Here is an 18,075-nt window from a genome sequence, read left to right as displayed (position 1 = left end):
CGTAAAAAAATGAAAAAGACGCTGTTCGCCGCCATTGCCGGCGCGCTGCTTGCTCCCGCCGCCTGGGCGCAATCGTCCGTGACGCTCTATGGTGTCGTGACCACGAGCATCCAGTACGTCAACCACGTGCAGAACACCAACAACGGGGTGCTGGCACCGGGTAGCGGCTCGGCCGTGTTCATGAACTCGTCGGGCATTGCCCAGTCGCGTTTCGGCCTGCGTGGCGTGGAAGAGCTTGGCGGCGGCCTGAAGAGCCTGTTCGTGCTGGAAAACCAGTTCAATGCCGACGACGGCAAGATGGGCAACGGCGGGCTGCTGTTTGGCCGCCAGGCATTCGTGGGCCTGCAGAACCAATGGGGCAAGGTGACGTTCGGCCGCCAGTACACCTCGGCGTTCCTGACGATGGGCAGCTTTACGCCGGTGGCGTATGCACCGGAATTCGAACCGGTGGTGGGTATTGCAGGCGCGAACTTCCGCGAGAACAACATGGTGCAGTACCAGGGCACGTTCGGCCCGCTCACGGCCATGGCGCACTGGTCGTTCGGCGAACGCTCGGGCACCTTCGCGGCGGGCTCGGCCTATGGCGTGGGTCTGTCGTATTCGAGCGGCCCGTTCGGCATCGCGGCAGCCTATGACGAGGTGAAGACGCTCAACGCGGCTCAGGCCGCCGGCACATCGGGATCGAACGACTACGGCCGCGACATGCGCGCGATGCTCGGCGCCAGCTACCGGCTGGGGCAGGTCAAGATGGTGGCCGGCTATCGTTGGGGTAACTCCGTTGCGCCGGCAACCGGCACCCCGACGCTGCTGCCGCACCGCGACGACATGTACTGGGTGGGCGTGAACTGGGACGCCACCGCCGCGCTGCGTCTGACGCTGGCCTATTACTACGACGACATCAAGTACGCGCGCATCAACGGCGTGAGCACCAACCCGAAGAACCCGCAGCAGTACCTGGCGCTGGCCGACTACAGCCTGTCCAAACGTACCGACGTGTTCTTCGCGGTGAACTACGCGCGCAACGCATCGCTGAACTGGGACAACATTTCATATCTGCCCAACGGCCAGTCGGTGGGTTACCTGCCGGCGACGTCGCAGGTCTACTACAAGACGCCCGACGCGAGCGGCCAGCTGGGCGTGTCGCTGGGCATTCGCCACATTTTCTGACCCCGGCTGTCCCGGGGCATTGCAAGGCAAGCGAGGGGCCGGCGCGGCACTCCACGACGCGCAGGCATTGCGGCGCCGCGGCCAAAGGGTCGTGGCGCCTTTTTTCGCTGGCGCCGCCCCGGATGCCGCCCGTTCCTGCGGGGCTTTGGCCGATGCGCGCCGAAAGGTGGGTATCATCGGGCCGATACACCGACAAACGGGAACGCCATGCAACGCAAGACTTTCCGAAACATGCAATGCCCGATTGCCCGCAGCCTCGAACGCGTGGGCGAGTGGTGGAGCATTCTGATCCTGCGCGATGCGTTCTACGGCACGAAACGCTTCGACGAATTCCAGCGCAATCTCGATATCGCGCCGAACATGCTCACGCGCCGGCTCAACGGCCTGGTCGAGGAAGGGCTGCTCGAAAAACGCCAGTATTCCGAGCGGCCACCGCGCTATGAATACGTACTGACCGAATGCGGGCGCGATTTCCGGCCCGTGCTGCTGGCGCTGCTGGCCTGGGGCAACCGCAATTTCGCGCCCGAAGGGGCCAGCGTGCAGATCGTCGACCGCGATACGGGCAAGGTTGTCGAGCCCCAGTTGGTGGACGCCGCCAGCGGCGAACCGCTGCAGATGGGCAAGCGCCACGTCGTGCGCGCGGGGCCGGCTGCCGATGACCGTACGCGCGAGCGCCTGTCTTCGGCCGCCTCGTACATGGCCAGCCCGCCCCCGGCCAAAGCCAAGGCCCCGGCAGCCTGACATCGCGGGCGCCGCCTGGCGCCTTCCGCCCGGGCATCCTACGCTGGTGAATCCGGACATCTTCATCCGTCCGTCGATCCGCCCCTTCACCAGCCCTGCAGGAGCCCGCCATGCCCGATTTCCGCCTGCCGCTTTCCGGCGACGTCATCCAGTCGATCAATCCATGGAACTGGTTCGTGCGCACCGTTGGCGGCCAGTTTGGACTGATCAATATCAATCTGGGACGCAGCACCAACCCCGAACTGGAGGCCCGCATCCTCGACGAAGTGGGCTCCTACGGCGCCCAGCTCGGCAAGATTGGCGATGCGCTTGGCGTGCTGCTGGCCCACGTCGACCGCAGCAAGCTGGACGATGTCGAGGCGTGCAAGATCAAGGAATTCGAGGCCCAGCTTGCCGAGATTGCGCGGGTCAAGGCCCGGCGTGCCGCGCTGCCTGGGGCACCCTCGGCGCAGTGAATGACGCGGCGTCAGGTTGCTCCAAAAGCATTTCTGACATAGAGTCGAATAGATCAGCACCCCGTCCTCCGACGGTTTTTTGCGCCGACTCCGGATAGACCCGATGCCACGTTTTACGATTTCATTCCCGTTTGCAACGGCCCTGCTGGCCGCGATCCTGGCCGGCTGCGCGAGTTCGCCGCTGCCGCCGCCCACGGCGCCGCGCATGCCGCAGCAGCCATCGACCACCATCACCACGCCCCAGGGCGGGGTCAGCCGCGCCCAGCTTGATGCGGCCGGCAATGCCTGCGAAAAGCGGGTTGCCGACGCGGTCAAGACCCGTTATCCCCAGCCGGGCAGCGTCATGATGATGCCGGATCGCGAGCGCATCGCGCAGCAGACGACCAACCAGACGTCGATCAGCGGCGAAGGCACGTTCGAGCCCGATGCCAGCGAGGAAGCCATGGCTTTCCGCTACACCTGCCTCTATAACATGCGCACCCAGCGCGTGGACGATGTCCAGATGAAGTACGGGCCGAACTGAGCGTCCGACCCGGCACCGGTTTTCCGGATTGCCCCCGATTTGAACGATATTGGCCCGTGTTCGGCGACGATCACGGGCCAATCTTCTTGGTTCGTTGCAAAGCCGTGCCAGCAGGGCATGGCTGGGCGGAATCCGGCGCCAGCACGCGGGCGCGTTTTGGCGTATTGTCTCGACTTGCGATACTTGACGGCGCAATGATTGCTGCGTCATTTGTGTCGCCACTTCCCATCCGTTCCAGCCCGCCCCCGGATCGATATCGTGCAGAACCACGCAAGCCCGCCCGCCGAAGGCGAAACACCGGCGTCCGCCAGCCCCTCCACCGCCGCCGCGCCTCCCGCCGACAGCCCGATGACCGCCCGCGAAAAGCGCGGGATGGCCGCCATCATGATCGCCGTGTCGCTGGCAACGCTGGACACGGCCATTGCCAATACGGCGCTGCCGAACATTGCCGCCGACCTGAACAGCACGCCGGCCGCGTCGGTCTGGATCATCAATGCCTACCAGCTCGCCATGGTGGCGACGTTGCTGCCGTTCGCGGCACTGGGCGGGGTGCTCGGGCATCGCCGCATCTACCTGGGTGGCGTGGTGGTGTTCATCGTGTCGTCGGTGGTCTGTGCAATGGCCTGGTCGCTGCCGTCCCTGGCGGCGGCGCGATTGCTGCAGGGGGTTGGCGCGGCCGCCATCATGAGTGTCAACACGGCGCTGATCAGTGCGATCTTTCCGATTCATCGGCTTGGCCGCGGCGTGGGCCTCAATGCGCTGGTCGTGGGTGTGTCGTTTGCCGTGGGGCCCACGGTTGCCTCGGTGATCCTGTCGTTTGGCTCGTGGCCCTGGCTGTTTGCCGTCAACCTGCCGATCGGGCTGCTGGCGCTGTTCATCGCCTGGCCGTCGCTGCCGCAGACCAAGCGCAGCCAGCACGGTTTCGATCCGGTGGCTGCTGTGCTCAATGCGATCACGTTCGCCGCGCTGATCTTCGCGCTTGGCGAGGGCGTGCAACGCGAGCCGGTGGAATATGTCGCGGCCGCCGCCGCCATCTTCGTGGTGGCCTTTGTGCTGCTGCTGCGCCGCGAGCGCGGACATCCGGCGCCGATGCTGCCGGTGGATCTGCTCAAGCGGCCGATGTTCGCGTTGTCCACGGCCACCGCCGTCTGCTCCTTTGCCGCGCAGGGTCTGGCGTTCGTGTCGCTGCCGTTCTATTTCGAGCATGTGCTGGGCCGTAATCCCGTGGAGACAGGTTTTCTGCTGACGCCCTGGTCCGCTGTGGTGGCCGTGATGGCGCCTATCGCGGGCCGGCTGTCCGACCGCTATCCGCCGGGCTTGCTCGGCGGCATCGGCCTGGCAATCATGGCCGTGGGCATGGCGTCGCTGGCGATGATGCCTGCCGATGCCAGCGTGCTCAATATCGGCATCCGCATGGCGATTTGTGGCGCCGGCTTCGGCTTTTTCCAGTCCCCGAACCTGAAGGCACTGATGGCGAGCGCACCACGCGAGCGCGCTGGCGGGGCCAGTGGCGTAGTGGCCACGGCGCGTCTGCTGGGGCAGGCCACCGGCGCGGCCCTGGTGGCCTTGTCGTTCGGCATTGCCGGCGAGCACGGGCCGACCCTGGCGCTGAGCCTCGGTGCCGGCTTCGCGGCGGCGGCTGCCGTGGCAAGTGGGCTCCGGCTCGTGACGCCGCAAAGTGCCGACAGCGCGGCAATGCAGGGCGCGCGCAAATCCTCGTAGATGGCCTGCAGCCAGTCGCGCAAGACCTGCGCGCAGGTCTTGTAGAAACTGCATGGCGCCGGTGCTCCCGGCGCCATTTTTCATGGCCGCCCGCTCCGGTACGAAACTTGCCCGCTTGCCTGTATCGGGGGCGATCTTCGCCCCGGCTTCACGGAGGCAAGGCAATGAACCGATCAGACGACTACGGCCGCCGCCGCAGGCCCGACCAGCAGTACGGAGGCTACGAGGAGGGCTATGGCAACGTGCCTGGCGACGATCGACACTGGCGCCGCCGCGACCTGTCGGCAGGCCGCTATGGCAACGCCGGCGAACGTAATCCGTACGACGCCTACGATGACGGCGACGCGCGCTGGGGCAACGAAGATCCCCGTAATCGTGGCGCCTGGCGTCAGGGGCGCACCGCGCAGTTGAGCGGCGGATGGCGTTCACGCGGCGCCACCGTCTACTATCCGGGCCGATCGACATATGACGAAACGCCTGACGAAAGCTCCCCGCACAGCCCGGGCTACGTCAGCGCCTACAGCAGCGGCTACGAAGACGGCTACGACGCCGGCGCGCGCACATCGAACTCGCCGATGCCGGGCCGCGACGAGCGCTGGAGCGGCACGCGTGGCGGCTACGAGGGTAGCTACGCGCGCCCATACGGCTACGGCGGCGGGCAGGGCAGCCGCTATGGCTCCGGCTACGAGGACTATGGCGTGGAATCGGGTCGTAATTTCCGCCAACGCCCGCGCCTGGGCGAGGCGGTTCATGCACGCCGCCCCGAAGCTTATGGCCGCCGCCCGGCCGGCCCCAAGAACTACACACGCTCCGACGAGCGCATCCGCGAAGAGGTCTGCGAGCGCCTGACGCACGCGCCGACGCTGGACGTCAGCGATGTCACGGTGGCCGTGTCGGGCAGTGTGGTCACGCTGACCGGCACTGTGGACAACCGCCGCATGAAGTACGAGATCGAGGATCTTGCCGATGACACGTACGGTGTCTCCGACGTGGTCAACCAGATCCACGTGCGTCCCTACGGCGTGCTGGCATCCGAATAAGTCGTTATTTCTGCAATATTCGCGGCGTATCATCCGGACCACCCGCCTGCGAGCCCCGGCCCTGCCGGGGCTTTTTGCTTTCGGGAGGGCCCGGTGGCGCAGGCGGGCTGCCGCAGGCGGACAGGCCGCTACAGGTCGCTGCCGCTGGGCGGAGTCTCCATCCGCTTGTCGGTCTGGTCGGCGCGATCCACCGGCGTATCGGATGGCAATTCCTCGGCGGCACGTCGTACTTCGTCGAAGATTTCGTCCTCCGGCAGTTCGTCGTCGTCAGGCTCGTGACGCTCTCGTGATAAATCGCCCAGTTCCCTCTCGATCTCGTCGGCAGCCTCGGGGTCCAAGCGCGGGTCCAGCGTGCTGGGGATGCCTTCCGGCTCTGCGGCTTCCTTGTTCCGGCTCTTGCTGTCGGCGTCCGGACGGCCGTGTCGGGTGGTCTTGCTCATCGTCACTCCTCTGGTCGTATTGCATCGTCGGATATTCATCACTGGCGGCAAGTTGCATGCCAATGGAGGCGGAGCAGGCCGATTCGCATGCGGCGGGCGCGGCGCCTATAGTGGTCTCAGGGGACCGCCGCAGAAACCAGTCTGCCGAATCCGCCCGCAAAGAGGCTGGAACGGCAATTGCTGAAGCAAGGCAAGCATCGTGCGAGGGAGATAGCGATGAACCTGACCGGCGTTCTGGCCACCCTCAGCGTGGCGTCCTCCGTGGCCGTGTCTTCCACGCCCGTCGAAAAACAGCTGCTGGCCATCAGCCCGCACGACTTTGCCCAGCAGTTCAACGTGGTGGCCCACGACGTGGGCGCCAAGCTGACGCTGCCCGATTTCCAGGCCAAGCCGGGATGGCATCGCGCCAATACCAGCGACGGCGTATCGGTCATGGTGCGGGGTGCGCATACCGGCTATGCCATTGACGAAGTGGTGGTGGTCTGCCGCGCGGCCGAGCAGTGCATGATGACCATATGCACCGCCGCCCGCGCCATCGATGCCACCGTGGAGCCCAATCTGCTGCAGTATTTTGTTGCCGCGCGCATCGCCGGGCAACTGGGAGAGGTGGCGCTGGTGATGTCCGGACTGGTCTACCTGGTCGTGAATCCCGACGACGAAGACTATGTGGCGCTGGTGATCCGGCAGTATCAGCCCCAGCAGGAACTGACGGCACGCCGCCAGGCGGCGCTGAAGGTGCCGCCGCCCTCGACCTGAAGCGCGGGAATGCCCAGGATGCCTGACGCCTAGTGCACGGGCGGCACCATCCGGCGGGCGCTTGCGCCAGGTGATCGGGCGGGCGTGAATTCCATTGCGCGCTGTTCCAGCATACGCTGCAGTTCCGTGGCACCGCGATAGTAGTGGGCCAGCAGCAGGCGCAGTTCCGGATCGGCAATCGGCTCCCGCAACAGTTCGCCATAGGCGGATGCGGCGCGGCCGGCCTGCTGGGCGGCGTGACGCAACAGCGGCAGTTCGCCAGACTCTGCGGGCGGCGGTACATGCTGCACATCGCGGGTGCGGTCGGCGGTGCCGTCCTTGCCGACGCCGTCACTGGTTGATGCGGCGCGGGTTGCCAGTTCCACCGACGCGCACCGCTGCATGTTGGCGCGATGGGCCAGCACCGCCCGAATCTGTGGGTCCGATGCGGCCGCCGCCACGGCCGACAGCGCTTCTGCACACTGCATGGCGTGACGGCTAAGCCGCGCCAGCATGGTGTTCAGTGCATCCATGTACGTCTCCGGTTGATGCTTTTACTGTAGGTGAAGCGCGCTGGCCAGCGGCCGAATCGCGTTGTTCGCGTGGTTAATCTTTTGCAGATCGGCATTTACTGGATTCGACAAAGGTATCGCCGGCCTTCGAATCGGAAGGAAACATGCAAAAAACGCGCCGCACGCTGCTCCGATTTGGGGAACAACGTGCGGCGCGCTGCAAGCGGGTCTACGGGGCAAGCCCGTGGAAAGGCAGACCCGCCGGCGTGACCTGCCGATTACTGCTTCGGGACCGGATCGGGCGAATCGCCCTTGGGGCCTGAAGGCGCGGTCGGCGTGGCAACCGGCGACGCGCTCTGCTCGCGAGGCTTCTTGGCGTGCTGGCCGGTGTTCTTCTTCGTCTTCTGGGTCTTCGTCGCGTCCTTGTCCTGCTGCATGGTCGAGTCGCCCGACATCATCGCGCCGCCGCCCGAACTGCCGCGCTGCGTCGATGGGCCTTCGGGGGCCGGCGGCGCACTTGGGTTCGGTGCGCTGGGCGAAAGGGGTGCCTGCTGCGCCATCACGGGCACACAGCAGAGCGCACTGATGGCCAGGGCGGTAGTGGTGAGCAAGCGTTTCATGGTTTGTCTCCCGAAAAACTGGTGGCGGTGACTCCACGATATGACTCCGCCACCCGAGCGCTCAGGGGGACGCGACTGAATTGGGTGTAGGCCGTTGACTACAGCATGTGAAGCCCGTTGGCAGGATTTATATGGCTGTGTAAATCGAACCGGCGGCGACCCCGCAGGCGGCCTCGGGCGCGCTGCCGAAGCCGCTTGCGCGGCAGTGGATCACGCGCTGATGCCGATGGCCGGGTCAGCGGTATGGAATTTGCGTCGCCAGTTCCGTATTGACCTATTGACCCGCCAACCGGAGACGCTCATGAACCAGGGGAACAACAGGGGTAGTGGTTCCGACGACCGCTACAGCACCTATGGCGCGGAACGCGACGATCGCAGCGATTGGACCGAGCGCGATGAGCGCGGCGAGCGCCGCCAGCAGGGCGGCAGGCAGCGCCAGCAAGAGGCCTATAGCGGCGGAGACTGGCTCACGCATCGCCAACAGGGCGGCAGCGACTGGCAGGGACGAAGCCAGTCACAACCGGGCCAACCGGGCGCGGGAAGCGACTGGCAAGCCAGTGCCCAGCAGCCTGGCGGCAGCCGCTGGAGCGGGCAGGGCACATCGTCACAAGGCTCGACATCGGTGTCGTCATCGAGCGGCTATGGCGGCTATGAAGGCCAGAGTCGGCGCTACGACGAAGGCTATGGCGAAGGTCGGTACGGGGAGTATGACGAGGGCCGCCAGCCGTCCGGGCATGACGCCGGCGACCGCAACACGCCACGGCGCCACGCCGAACGCGAACGCTGGGGCGACTGGCATCAGGAAGACGCCACGGGACGCGGCAGCGAATGGTCGAGCCAGCAGGGCAGCCAGCGCGACGAGTGGGGACAGGGCCGTGCGGGTTGGGACCAGCCGGCGCGTGGCGGATCGCCGCAGCGCCAGGGCGGATGGGAACAAGGGCGTGGAGGACACCAACAGGGCTACCAGCAAGGCCGCCAGCAAGGTCGCCAGATGCAAGGCCGTGACACCGGAGGTGCCTGGGGCAGCAGCTGGGAAGGCCCGACGGGGTCGGAACCCGACATGCGCACGCACTATCGCGGCGGCTATGGCGTTTCCGACTATGGTCACCAGGAACCGGCGGTGGGCCAGAGCCACCAGACCTGGCAGCGCCGGGCCGCCGCCGACTGGATGGACGAGCGCGAGCGGCGCGAGCGCCATGCAGCCGGCCCTGGGCCGATGGGTGACCGGGGCGGGCGTGGCTACGGCGGTAGCACGGGGGCCGGCGGCTACGATCCTAACGAACAGGCGTACGAGCACTTTACCGGCGCGAACGAACGCAGCGACCTGAATCGCGGTTACGGCGGGGCCGGTGGTTCTGCAGCCGCCCGACGCGCCCAGCGTGCGGGCCCGAAGGGCTACCAGCGTTCGGACGAACGTATCCGCGAAGACCTGTGCGAGCGCCTGGCGATGAGCGGACGTGTCGATGTCCGCGAGGTGGAAGTCTCCGTCGCCAGCGGCGTGGTCACGCTCAGCGGCACCGTGCAGGACCGCCAGCAGAAATACCGGATCGAGGACATGGCCGAGGAAGTGTTCGGCGTAAAGGATGTCCACAACCAGATTCGCGTCACGCGCGACACCGGCATGGGCGGTGCGGCAGGCCAGGGCCGGACAGGCGGCTCGCGCACGTTGCAGGGGTCCGACCAAGATACACCCGATCCGCTATCATAAGCCTTCTAGTTATATAAGTGCGCGAAGCCATTTCCATCAGTTATAACGGGGGCTCTGGAATTTTGCGACGCTCCTCGGCTAGACTGGCTGGCCCTTCAGAGATTGCCGAGATCCTGTATGGCCACCGTCGAGCGTACCGCCTACCCGCGTTTCCCGAAGGTTTTCTCCACCAAGGAGTTACAGGCCTGCTACACGCCGGAAGCCGAAGAACTCGAGTGGGCCACCCGATCTACCCGTGGCCAAGGCCCGCGACTTGGCTTGCTGGTGCTGCTGAAGGTTTTCCAGCAACTGCATTACTTCCCCAACCTGGACAGCATTCCCGTTGTCGTGATCGACCACGTGCGAGCCAGCGCTGGTCTGGCGCCAGACGCGGCGTTTGGCTATGACCGCAAGCTGTCCCCCACGCTGTACCGGCATTACACAGCGGTGCGCGAATTTCTCGGCGTCCAGCCTTATATTGGCACCGATGCCAACGAGGCCACGATCCGCGCCGCGCGCGAAGCCGCGGAAACGATGGATCAGCCGGTGGACATTATCAACGCCACTATCGATGCGCTGATCCTGCGCCAAGTCGAGCTGCCAGCGTTCTCCACGCTGGACAACATTGCCGAGCAGATTCACACCCGCACACAGACCGCATTATTCCGACGTGTCGCAAGGCGCCTGTCGGATGAGGAGCGGCAGCGGCTGGACCGGCTTCTCACCCGGGAATTCACCAGCCGCGTGACCGCCTACAACAACATCAAGCGCCACGCGCGCCGGCCATCCCGCAAGCATCTCAACCTCCTCGTAGAACACTTGACCTTACTCGATGGTCTGGGCGATTTCTCGCGCGCGATAGAAGGCGTGCCAGCCTCGAAGCTACGCTCGCTGGCTAGCCAGGCTATGAGCCTGGACGCGGCCAACCTCCGGGAAATCTTGCCCGAGAAGCGCTACACGCTGATCGTCGCGCTGCTCAACCACATGCGCGTACGCACCCGCGACGACCTCGCGGAAATGTTCATCCGTCGCATGGGCGCCATTCACAAACGGGCGCGCGACGAGATGGAGCGCATCCAATCGCGCCAGCGCGCACAGATGGAGAAGCTGGTCACCGTGCTCGACGGCGTGGTCGATATCGTTGCCGAAGGACAAGACGACGCGCTGATCGGCCAACAGGTGCGCCGCTTCCTTGCCCCATCCGGCGATCTGGAGCCCCTGCGCGAGAGCTGCGCCGAAGTGCGAGCCTTCAGCGGCAACAATTACCTGCCGCTGCTGTGGCGACATTTCCGGGCGCACCGCTCTGTCATGTTGCGTCTGGCGCAGGTGCTCGAATGGGAGTCGACCAGCCAGTCCCGCACGCTGCTGGCGGCACTGGAAGTCGTGCTGGAAAACGAAGCCCTGCATCGGGAATGGATCAACGCCGCGGTCGACGTCAGCTTCGCCTCGGAACGATGGCGTAAGCTCGTGCGCCGCCCGCAAGACCAGGGCGCCCCCACTAACCGGCGCTACCTGGAACTGTGTGTGCTCTCGCATATGGTCAACGAACTGCGTTCCGGCGACTTGTGCGTCGTGGGTTCCGACGCCTTTGCAGATTACCGAGCGCACTTGTTACCGTGGCGGGAATGTGAACGGCGCCTTCCGGAATACTGCGCCAAGCTGGGTATGCCAGCCAACGCGCAGGAGTTCGTGGCGCAGTTGCGCCAATGGCTGGCCGACGCGGCGCGTACGCTGGACGCCAGTTTTCCCGACAAGCGCCAGCATGTCACCATCGGCCAGGACGGCGAGCCAGTGCTCAAACGGACCGTCGCCAGGGAGATCGCGGCCAGCGCGATAGCCCTGCAGCAGGCGCTGATCCGGCGCATGCCAACACGCAATCTGCTGGATGTGCTGACCAACATCGAGCACTGGACCCATTTCACGCGGCATTTCGGCCCGCTCTCCGGCAGCGACCCCAAGATTCGCCATGCCGCCGAGCGCTACCTGCTGACCATCTTCGCCATGGGCTGCAACCTGGGGCCCACCCAGGCCGCCCGCCACATGGGAGATCGGGTCACGCCGCACATGATGTCGTTCGTCAACCGCCGGCACCTGAGCCTGGAGCGTCTTGAAACCGCGCAACGGGAATTGATCGAACTGTATCTGCGACTTGACTTGCCCAAGCACTGGGGCGATGGCAAGACCGTCGCGGCCGACGGCACCCAGTACGACTTCTACGACAACAACCTGCTGGCGGGCTACCACTTCCGGTACCGCAAGATGGGGGCGGTGGCCTACCGACACGTGGCCGATAACTACATTGCGGTGTTCCGGCATTTCATTCCGCCCGGCGTTTGGGAAGCCATCTATGTGATCGAGGGGCTGCTCAAGGCCGGCTTGAGCGTCGAGGCCGATACCGTGCACGCCGACACGCAGGGCCAGTCGGCGGCAGTGTTCGCCTTCACACATCTGCTTGGCATCAAGTTGATGCCTCGAATTCGCAACTGGCAGGACTTGAAGCTCTATCGCGCCGAGGCCAACACCAAGTACAAGCACATCGACCGCCTGTTTTCGGACACGGTGGACTGGGACCTGATCACGTTCCACTGGCAGGACCTGATGCAGGTTGCGCTTTCGATTCAGGCCGGCACGATTTCCTCGCCGCTCCTGCTGCGCCGGTTTGGCTCCGAAAGCCGCCGCAACCGTATTTTCCTGGCGGCACAGGAACTCGGCAAGGTCGTGCGCACGGTTTTCCTGCTGGAGTGGATTGGCAGCCGCGAGCTGCGTCAGGAGATCACGGCGACCACCAACAAGATCGAGTCGTACAACGGCTTCGCCAAGTGGTTTTCGTTCGGTGGCGACGTGCTCACGGAGAACGACCCCGACGAACAGCAGAAGCGCCTGCGCTACAACGACCTGGTGGCATCGGCGGTGATCCAGCAGAACACGGCCGACATGATGCAGGCCCTGCGCGCCATGGTAAAGGAGGGAATTCAGGTGGATGTCGCCGATATCGAGTTCCTGAGTCCCTATCTGACCAGCAATATCAAACGCTTCGGTGACTACAAGCTGCAGTTGGATCGCATCCCTGAATCCTGGATTCGAGACAGTCTATTTGCCGGTCCCGTTCATTCAGTACGCAAGCCCCGCCATGCCTGACATTGATACCCCGTACGGCAAGGTCAATGCCGACGCCCTGCAGAAACTGCAAGAAACCTTCGACACGCGCACCATTCTTCGCGCCGTGGACCAGCTGGACGGCATCCGCGCGCGATGCGAGCCAGAGGGGCTGCGCGACGATCTACTGCGCTTGCACGGCATCGCGCAGACCGTGATCAACGGCGCCATCTTGTCCTACACGACCAATGGTCCAACACTGACCGAGCAGATCGACGCCATCATGGAAGAGCTGGACGACTGGATCGCTATTCTCAGGCAGACTCAGCGTGCCTTGCGGCCATTGGAGATGTTGCGGATCCCGCCCGGGGAAGAAAACGAGTAGGTGTAGGCGCGACAATACGAGGGCGTCGTGTCGAAACCTGTAGAAAGTAATGCGCGATCAAATGTCCCTCGCAGGCCCCGTCAATAGCCTTCTACCTGCCGCAGATCTGGGATACCAAGCCGACCGATCTTCGCGGCCAGTTGGAGCCTAGCCGCCCGCCAGTCCGTCAGCGCTTGAATGCGCCGCCTGTTTGCGTCCGAGTATGAGGACTGGGCGTTGAGTAGTTCGAGGATGTTGCCGACGCCAGCGGCGTACCGATACTTGGCTGCGTTGTACGATTGTTGGGCGATTTGGAGCAAAGCGGCCGTGTTTTCGAGATTCTGGGTATTGACCTGCAACGTCTGGTAGGTCTTCCAAACGTCGAGGCCGACCTGTCTACGAGCTTCGTCTAGAGTGTATTGCTGCACTTCAACTTGAGCGTGTGCCTCGCGGACCTGATAGGTCCGAACGAACCCTTCAAAAAGGGGAATTTGCACCTGCACCCCGAAGTACCAGTCATGGCTCGTTGCAGGGAAGGATGGCTGGCCCAATCCGAGCGTTGCCGGCTGGTTGTTCCGCGAGTATCGGCTGACGAAGCTGATGGTCGGCCACCCTTGGGCGCGAGTCTGCTGCTCCTTGGCAACGGTTGCCTCAAGTTGGGCGCGCGCCGCAGCTATCGCCGGATGCCCCCGCTGGGCCTCCGCCATCAGTTCGGCAACCGACTCGAGGAAATTTAGATCCGGCTTGACGCCGTCGCCGACAGTGGGAACGACAATCCTCTGGCCCGGATCGAGGTTCATATCCGATGCCAGCGTGCCCAATGCGATCTGCAGCTCGCCCTCAGACTTGGCACGGGTATCCGCCAACACATTATAATAACTTGAATCGAAGCCGAAACTCGCCGAGTCCTTACCAAAGGCATCTAACTTCTCATACTCAGCCTGGCTAATATCAATAGTTTTTGAATACATCTGCTCAGGATTCTTCTACGAGGTGCTGGCCATTGCGCAGAAGAAGGACTGGCTGTCGGGCTAGTACTTCAGCCAGCGTGAAAGTTCGCCACACTACCAGGTCTTCAAAAGCTCGGGGAGGTCACCCATGTTGCTGCAATTTCAACCAATTCCGTGCGAGACACTGGCTGACCCAACCTGTCTTGCGGAACCAACGACCGCCGCCGCAATCCTCCCAAAGGAGGGAATTTGAGACCTGAGTTCCAACGCCCAGCAATAGCGACGCTGATTTTCCGGCAACGGACGTTGCGTGGTTAGGCCAGCTGCTGACGCAGATTTTTGCGCACATCACTCAAATGAGTTAGTACCTCTGAACATCGCAACAAGCCGAGTCTTGAAGATATTCAGCAGGCAGCTACTGAAAGCAGGGGGTGCATTGGCCGTGTCGGCCTCCGCACTGTACGAGTGGCCCGACGGCAGTACAGAGATAAGAGTTATTATCTCTGTGGCTTTGTTTTCGTACTAAACTGCCCTTCATGAAAACCCGCCCATACATGCCCGAGGGCGACCTCGACTTTCCCGACGCGGCGGCACTGGCGGCCCTGCGCGCTTGGTACGAGGGCGCTTCGTCGCGGCAAGTCGCGGAGCGCTACCTGCGCGATCGCCTCGGCCATGGCCAATCGGCCCGCGGCATCATCGGCCAAGTGCGCCAGCAGCTGGCCACGTTTGCCCTCCACCGCCAACGCCCCGACCTGGCCGCGCTGTTCCAGTGTCCCGCGACCCTTCGCACCCGCCATGCCAGGGCTGTCACGCAAGCCCTCGAGTTGCTGCGCGCGATGCCGGTCCCGACGCCGCAGATCGCCGACGATATCGCGCTGTGGCTGCCGGAGCGAGCGGTGCGCGTGCTGTATGCCGTTGGCATCCGGACCTTGAGCGACCTCACCGTACGGATTCCGCGCCGGCGGCAATGGTGGACTGCCATCCCGGGGCTCGGGCCCGCCAACGCGCGCAAGATCGAAGCCTTCTTCGCCGCGCATCCCGCGTTGACCGAACGGGCCCGCGCCCTGATCGCCGCGGAGCGTCCGTCCATCGTGACGCGCTGGGAACAGTTGCGGCTGCCACACAACGTCGACGGCTCGGCCGGGGCTTTCCGGGCGCCAGCGGCGACCTGCATTCTGGGCGTGGACAATGACTACGAGGCTATCCAGGCCTGGCTCGCCCTGCACGAATCCCCGGCCACGCAGCGCGCCTACCGGAAGGAAGCCGAACGCCTGATCCTGTGGGCCATCGTCGCGCGGGGCAAGGCCCTGTCGTCGCTGACCACCAAGGATGCCACGGAGTACCGGGCGTTCCTGCGCAAGCCGACGCCGCGCGAGCGGTGGGTCGGCCCGCCGCGTCCGCGCACGGCCCCGGATTGGCGCCCGTTCGTCGACAACCTGTCGCCCCACTCAATTGCCCATGCGCTCGCCGTGCTCAATGCCATGTTCCGCTGGCTGGTCGAGCAGCGCTATGTCGTGGCCAACCCGTTTGCCGGCATCAAGGTGCGCGGCAGCCAGCGCGCCATGGCTGTCGAGACCACGCATGCTTTCACGGAAGGTGAATGGCTGCTGGTGCGCGCGATTGCCAATGGACTCGAATGGTCATACGGCTGGCAGGCCACGGCAGCGCAACGGCTGCGCTTCCTGCTGGATTTCGGCTACGCGACCGGGCTGCGGATCAGCGAACTGGCCAACGCCACGCTGGGCAATATCGAAACAGATGCCGCCGGCGATCACTGGCTGCATCTGGTCGGCAAAGGCGGCAAGCCCGCGAGGGTCACCCTGACACCCCTGGCGCGCGTGGCACTGGATCGTTATCTGCAGGAGCGGGGCCTGCCCGTTACCCATGCCCGCTGGGAGCCGGCCACGCCTGTGATCGGCAGCCTGGACGGCACAACTGCAGGCATCAGGCCGCTACGGCTGTGGGAGGTCATGCGCCGGTTCTTCGCCCTCGCGGCCGATGTCATTGGGGATGACCATCCGGCCCTGGCCGAAAAGCTTCGGCGAGCTACGCCCCACTGGATGCGGCACACTCACGCGACCCACGCGCTAGCCAAGGGGGTCGAACTGAGCGCTGTGCGCGACAACCTGCGCCACGCCTCAATTTCGACCACCTCGATCTACCTGCACACCGACGACGTCAAGCGGGCGCGGCAGTTCGGACAGGCGTTCATGGCTTGAGTAAACCTTATTCCATCACAGAATAAGGCGAGACGAAGTCATAACCTGAACGCTTATGATAGCGGATTGGCGTATCTTGGCCAGACCCCTTGCAGGGCATGAGCAACCCGGCCAGTCAGGGCGGCAGCGCGACATCCAGCGCGGCCGGCAGCACAGGCAGCCTGGGGACCGGCATCGGTAGCGATTCCTCGGCCAGTTCGGGCTCCGGCACCACAGCGGGAAGCACATCCGGCTCCACGTTGGGCAGATCGGGAAGCTGATCGTCCGACGCACCAAGCCAGCGCGCCGGGCACAGGCCTGCCGCGCTGGCCGCATCACCCTGCAAGCATCGATAAACCTCTCATTCGAACAAGGAGATGCCCCATGCCTTTCGCCTATGCAGGAACCCGCCGCCGCCGGAATCGCGACAGACGTCGCACCCACGAATCCCCGGAAAGCAACGCTGCATCACAGAACCGCGAGAGCGGGCCGGACGCTCGGGAAGAGCGCAATCCACTTGCCACGCGTCGGGCTTCAAGCGAGGAAAGCCCCGCCGCCCGCGAAGAGCAGCGCGCCACCACGCGGCCAGACGACAAAGAGGACAAGGCGGCCGGCATCGGCGGCCAGGATCTGCAAGACACCGGCAGTGGGGAGCCCGATGCGCCGCCGGTCGACAACCGATCGTAGTCGCGCCCATTGACGACAGGAGCCGCCATCATGCGATATCCGAAGCTTGCGATTTCGATGCGTGCCCGCCACGCCCTGTGCGCCATCGCCTGTCTGTCGGCAGGGGGCCTGGCGTGGGGCCAGACACCCCCCCAGACGCCAAAGGTGGACAACCGCGCTCCGGGCATGGCCGCGTCCGATGTGGCGCCGGGGGGGCGCGAGTGGGGGTTGTCAAAGGACGGCCATCGCAGCCATGGTGGCGGGTTGGGCCTTAATCAGGGGGCTTCGTCGGCCCAAACGTATGACTACCCGGCCTCGGCGCCGAAGGCTGCCCCGGCCAAGCGTCAGTAGACCGAGGGCACCCATATCGCGAGCGGCCGGGTGCATCGGCGACGCACGTCGGCCGTATCCGGAGACCAGTGCCGCTCCGGTGCCGGCGAGAACAGCGCCAGCAGCGCTGCCGCAGCTGAACACGGCGTCGTCAAGGTGCGGCGAAATTATCGTCGGCGGATGTGGAACTTCCGTTTGTTTGCAATGCCGACCGGTGTTGGGAAGCCCGGCCCGGACATCGGCCGGGGTCATCCGTGGAGTTGCACGGGTCATGCCGGTCAGCCATACGTTCGTATGGAGACCGTTCGGCGGGGCATGGCAGGGGGTATGGCGCCCAAGGGCGGCCTTAGTCAGGCAGCACCGCTACCGCCTCGATTTCGAACAGCATGCCGTCCAGAGCCAGCCGTGGCACCGGGATCAACGTGCAAGCCGGCGCGGGCCACTCGCCCAGCAGTGCCTGCCAGGCCCGGCTGAAGATCGCCAGCCGTTCCATCGAGTGGTCGACGATCAGCACGGTGATCTTGGCCACGTCGGGGATATCGGCACCCCCGGCCTGCAGCGCGACACGCAGGTTGGCCAGTGCCTGGGTGACCTGTGCGGAAAAGTCCGCGCGCAAGCCGCCGCACATGTCCTCGCCACCCTGGCCGGCAGCGAACACGATCCGGGCGGCCCGGGTGGCAACGGCCACGTGGGAATAGCCGTTCAACCGCGGATCGTAGAGGTCAGGCGGATTCATGAATTGCAAGTACGGCGCGCGGGGCGATTCAAGCAGCATGGCAGGGTCCTGAGTCAGTAGTCGCGCCAGTATCAGACCTCAAGCACACTTGAG

19 protein-coding genes are annotated in these 18,075 nt (G+C 64.8%); 13 read left to right on the top strand and 6 right to left on the bottom strand.

The window, feature by feature from the left end:
- Positions 1-9: 9 nt before the first annotated feature.
- The 6 genes from ACOABP_RS19160 (at position 10) to ACOABP_RS19135 (ending at position 5,648) form a co-directional block, all read left to right on the top strand.
- Positions 10-1,167, top strand: coding sequence for a porin (locus ACOABP_RS19160; RefSeq protein ID WP_474229525.1), 1,158 nt, complete (start codon positions 10-12; stop codon positions 1,165-1,167).
- Between the two features lie 207 nt (positions 1,168-1,374).
- Entirely contained in the window at positions 1,375-1,908 is a 534-nt protein-coding gene (locus ACOABP_RS19155) for a winged helix-turn-helix transcriptional regulator (protein ID WP_474229524.1), read from the top strand.
- 110 nt (positions 1,909-2,018) lie between these two features.
- On the top strand, positions 2,019-2,363 hold the full coding sequence (locus ACOABP_RS19150) for a hypothetical protein (RefSeq protein ID WP_474229522.1): 345 nt from the start codon (positions 2,019-2,021) through the stop codon (positions 2,361-2,363).
- A gap of 103 nt (positions 2,364-2,466) precedes the next feature.
- On the top strand, positions 2,467-2,886 hold the full coding sequence (locus ACOABP_RS19145) for a short-chain fatty acid transporter (protein WP_474229520.1): 420 nt from the start codon (positions 2,467-2,469) through the stop codon (positions 2,884-2,886).
- A gap of 348 nt (positions 2,887-3,234) precedes the next feature.
- Positions 3,235-4,608, top strand: coding sequence for an MFS transporter (locus ACOABP_RS19140; RefSeq protein WP_474230443.1), 1,374 nt, complete (start codon positions 3,235-3,237; stop codon positions 4,606-4,608).
- A 164-nt stretch (positions 4,609-4,772) separates the two neighbouring features.
- The gene (locus ACOABP_RS19135) at positions 4,773-5,648 is read left to right on the top strand and encodes a BON domain-containing protein (protein WP_474229518.1); all 876 of its coding nucleotides are present in this window, start codon (positions 4,773-4,775) and stop codon (positions 5,646-5,648) included.
- Between the two features lie 128 nt (positions 5,649-5,776).
- Here ACOABP_RS19135 and ACOABP_RS19130 read toward each other — a convergent pair whose 3' ends face one another.
- The gene (locus ACOABP_RS19130; protein ID WP_474229516.1) at positions 5,777-6,088 is read right to left on the bottom strand and encodes a hypothetical protein; all 312 of its coding nucleotides are present in this window, start codon (positions 6,086-6,088) and stop codon (positions 5,777-5,779) included.
- A gap of 216 nt (positions 6,089-6,304) precedes the next feature.
- Between ACOABP_RS19130 and ACOABP_RS19125 the strand changes: the two genes are divergently transcribed.
- On the top strand, positions 6,305-6,844 hold the full coding sequence (locus ACOABP_RS19125; RefSeq protein WP_474229515.1) for a malto-oligosyltrehalose synthase: 540 nt from the start codon (positions 6,305-6,307) through the stop codon (positions 6,842-6,844).
- Between the two features lie 29 nt (positions 6,845-6,873).
- Here ACOABP_RS19125 and ACOABP_RS19120 read toward each other — a convergent pair whose 3' ends face one another.
- Together ACOABP_RS19120 and ACOABP_RS19115 are read right to left on the bottom strand one after the other, a co-directional pair.
- The gene (locus tag ACOABP_RS19120; RefSeq protein ID WP_474229514.1) at positions 6,874-7,356 is read right to left on the bottom strand and encodes a hypothetical protein; all 483 of its coding nucleotides are present in this window, start codon (positions 7,354-7,356) and stop codon (positions 6,874-6,876) included.
- Between the two features lie 257 nt (positions 7,357-7,613).
- Positions 7,614-7,955 (bottom strand): hypothetical protein, encoded by a 342-nt coding sequence (locus ACOABP_RS19115; RefSeq protein ID WP_474229513.1) that lies wholly within the window; start codon positions 7,953-7,955, stop codon positions 7,614-7,616.
- A gap of 301 nt (positions 7,956-8,256) precedes the next feature.
- Between ACOABP_RS19115 and ACOABP_RS19110 the strand changes: the two genes are divergently transcribed.
- The 3 genes from ACOABP_RS19110 to tnpC all read left to right on the top strand — a co-directional run bounded on the left by ACOABP_RS19110 (position 8,257) and on the right by tnpC (position 13,123).
- Positions 8,257-9,663, top strand: a complete 1,407-nt coding sequence (locus ACOABP_RS19110) for a BON domain-containing protein (protein ID WP_474229511.1) — start codon at positions 8,257-8,259, stop codon at positions 9,661-9,663.
- Between the two features lie 117 nt (positions 9,664-9,780).
- On the top strand, positions 9,781-12,780 hold the full coding sequence (locus tag ACOABP_RS19105) for a Tn3 family transposase (RefSeq protein WP_474229509.1): 3,000 nt from the start codon (positions 9,781-9,783) through the stop codon (positions 12,778-12,780).
- Positions 12,773-13,123: a Tn3 family transposase post-transcriptional regulator TnpC gene (gene tnpC / locus ACOABP_RS19100; RefSeq protein ID WP_474229508.1), complete on the top strand. Its 351-nt coding sequence runs from the start codon at positions 12,773-12,775 to the stop codon at positions 13,121-13,123. The genes ACOABP_RS19105 and tnpC overlap by 8 nt, the downstream gene beginning before the upstream one ends.
- Before the next feature lie 80 nt (positions 13,124-13,203).
- Here the strand turns inward: tnpC and ACOABP_RS19095 are convergent, their stop codons facing one another.
- On the bottom strand, positions 13,204-14,073 hold the full coding sequence (locus tag ACOABP_RS19095; protein WP_474229506.1) for a TolC family protein: 870 nt from the start codon (positions 14,071-14,073) through the stop codon (positions 13,204-13,206).
- 515 nt (positions 14,074-14,588) lie between these two features.
- On the opposite strand from ACOABP_RS19095, the gene ACOABP_RS19090 reads away from it, so the two are divergent.
- The gene (locus ACOABP_RS19090; RefSeq protein WP_474229504.1) at positions 14,589-16,271 is read left to right on the top strand and encodes a phage integrase family protein; all 1,683 of its coding nucleotides are present in this window, start codon (positions 14,589-14,591) and stop codon (positions 16,269-16,271) included.
- Positions 16,272-16,386: 115 nt separating this feature from the next.
- Here ACOABP_RS19090 and ACOABP_RS19085 read toward each other — a convergent pair whose 3' ends face one another.
- Entirely contained in the window at positions 16,387-16,596 is a 210-nt protein-coding gene (locus ACOABP_RS19085; protein WP_474229503.1) for a hypothetical protein, read from the bottom strand.
- A 38-nt stretch (positions 16,597-16,634) separates the two neighbouring features.
- Between ACOABP_RS19085 and ACOABP_RS19080 the strand changes: the two genes are divergently transcribed.
- Together ACOABP_RS19080 and ACOABP_RS19075 are read left to right on the top strand one after the other, a co-directional pair.
- A complete protein-coding gene (locus ACOABP_RS19080; RefSeq protein WP_474229501.1) occupies positions 16,635-16,937 on the top strand; it encodes a hypothetical protein in 303 nt (100 codons plus the stop codon).
- Between the two features lie 30 nt (positions 16,938-16,967).
- Complete coding sequence (locus ACOABP_RS19075; RefSeq protein ID WP_474229499.1) at positions 16,968-17,267, top strand: hypothetical protein; 300 nt, start codon at positions 16,968-16,970, stop codon at positions 17,265-17,267.
- A 325-nt stretch (positions 17,268-17,592) separates the two neighbouring features.
- On the opposite strand, the gene ACOABP_RS19070 is transcribed toward ACOABP_RS19075, so the two are convergent.
- Positions 17,593-18,021: a RidA family protein gene (locus ACOABP_RS19070; RefSeq protein ID WP_474229498.1), complete on the bottom strand. Its 429-nt coding sequence runs from the start codon at positions 18,019-18,021 to the stop codon at positions 17,593-17,595.
- Between the last annotated feature and the right edge of the window lie 54 nt (positions 18,022-18,075).

Source organism: Cupriavidus sp. HE11, from assembly GCF_056097175.1.
Note: the sequence above shows the minus strand (reverse complement) of the source record. Positions and strands in the feature narration are given on the sequence as shown.

Bases quoted from the DNA above. Each gene is read 5' to 3' on its own strand.
- ACOABP_RS19140 (WP_474230443.1), top strand. From the start codon at position 3,235: ATGACCGCCCGCGAAAAGCGCGGGATGGCCGCCATCATGATCGCCGTG.
- ACOABP_RS19110 (WP_474229511.1), top strand. From the start codon at position 8,257: ATGAACCAGGGGAACAACAGGGGTAGTGGTTCCGACGACCGCTACAGC.
- ACOABP_RS19135 (WP_474229518.1), top strand. From the start codon at position 4,773: ATGAACCGATCAGACGACTACGGCCGCCGCCGCAGGCCCGACCAGCAG.
- ACOABP_RS19080 (WP_474229501.1), top strand. From the start codon at position 16,635: ATGCCTTTCGCCTATGCAGGAACCCGCCGCCGCCGGAATCGCGACAGA.
- ACOABP_RS19120 (WP_474229514.1), bottom strand. From the start codon at position 7,356: ATGGATGCACTGAACACCATGCTGGCGCGGCTTAGCCGTCACGCCATG.
- ACOABP_RS19070 (WP_474229498.1), bottom strand. From the start codon at position 18,021: ATGCTGCTTGAATCGCCCCGCGCGCCGTACTTGCAATTCATGAATCCG.
- ACOABP_RS19145 (WP_474229520.1), top strand. From the start codon at position 2,467: ATGCCACGTTTTACGATTTCATTCCCGTTTGCAACGGCCCTGCTGGCC.
- ACOABP_RS19125 (WP_474229515.1), top strand. From the start codon at position 6,305: ATGAACCTGACCGGCGTTCTGGCCACCCTCAGCGTGGCGTCCTCCGTG.
- ACOABP_RS19160 (WP_474229525.1), top strand. From the start codon at position 10: ATGAAAAAGACGCTGTTCGCCGCCATTGCCGGCGCGCTGCTTGCTCCC.
- ACOABP_RS19090 (WP_474229504.1), top strand. From the start codon at position 14,589: ATGAAAACCCGCCCATACATGCCCGAGGGCGACCTCGACTTTCCCGAC.
- ACOABP_RS19130 (WP_474229516.1), bottom strand. From the start codon at position 6,088: ATGAGCAAGACCACCCGACACGGCCGTCCGGACGCCGACAGCAAGAGC.
- ACOABP_RS19095 (WP_474229506.1), bottom strand. From the start codon at position 14,073: ATGTATTCAAAAACTATTGATATTAGCCAGGCTGAGTATGAGAAGTTA.
- ACOABP_RS19155 (WP_474229524.1), top strand. From the start codon at position 1,375: ATGCAACGCAAGACTTTCCGAAACATGCAATGCCCGATTGCCCGCAGC.
- tnpC (WP_474229508.1), top strand. From the start codon at position 12,773: ATGCCTGACATTGATACCCCGTACGGCAAGGTCAATGCCGACGCCCTG.
- ACOABP_RS19075 (WP_474229499.1), top strand. From the start codon at position 16,968: ATGCGATATCCGAAGCTTGCGATTTCGATGCGTGCCCGCCACGCCCTG.
- ACOABP_RS19150 (WP_474229522.1), top strand. From the start codon at position 2,019: ATGCCCGATTTCCGCCTGCCGCTTTCCGGCGACGTCATCCAGTCGATC.
- ACOABP_RS19105 (WP_474229509.1), top strand. From the start codon at position 9,781: ATGGCCACCGTCGAGCGTACCGCCTACCCGCGTTTCCCGAAGGTTTTC.
- ACOABP_RS19115 (WP_474229513.1), bottom strand. From the start codon at position 7,955: ATGAAACGCTTGCTCACCACTACCGCCCTGGCCATCAGTGCGCTCTGC.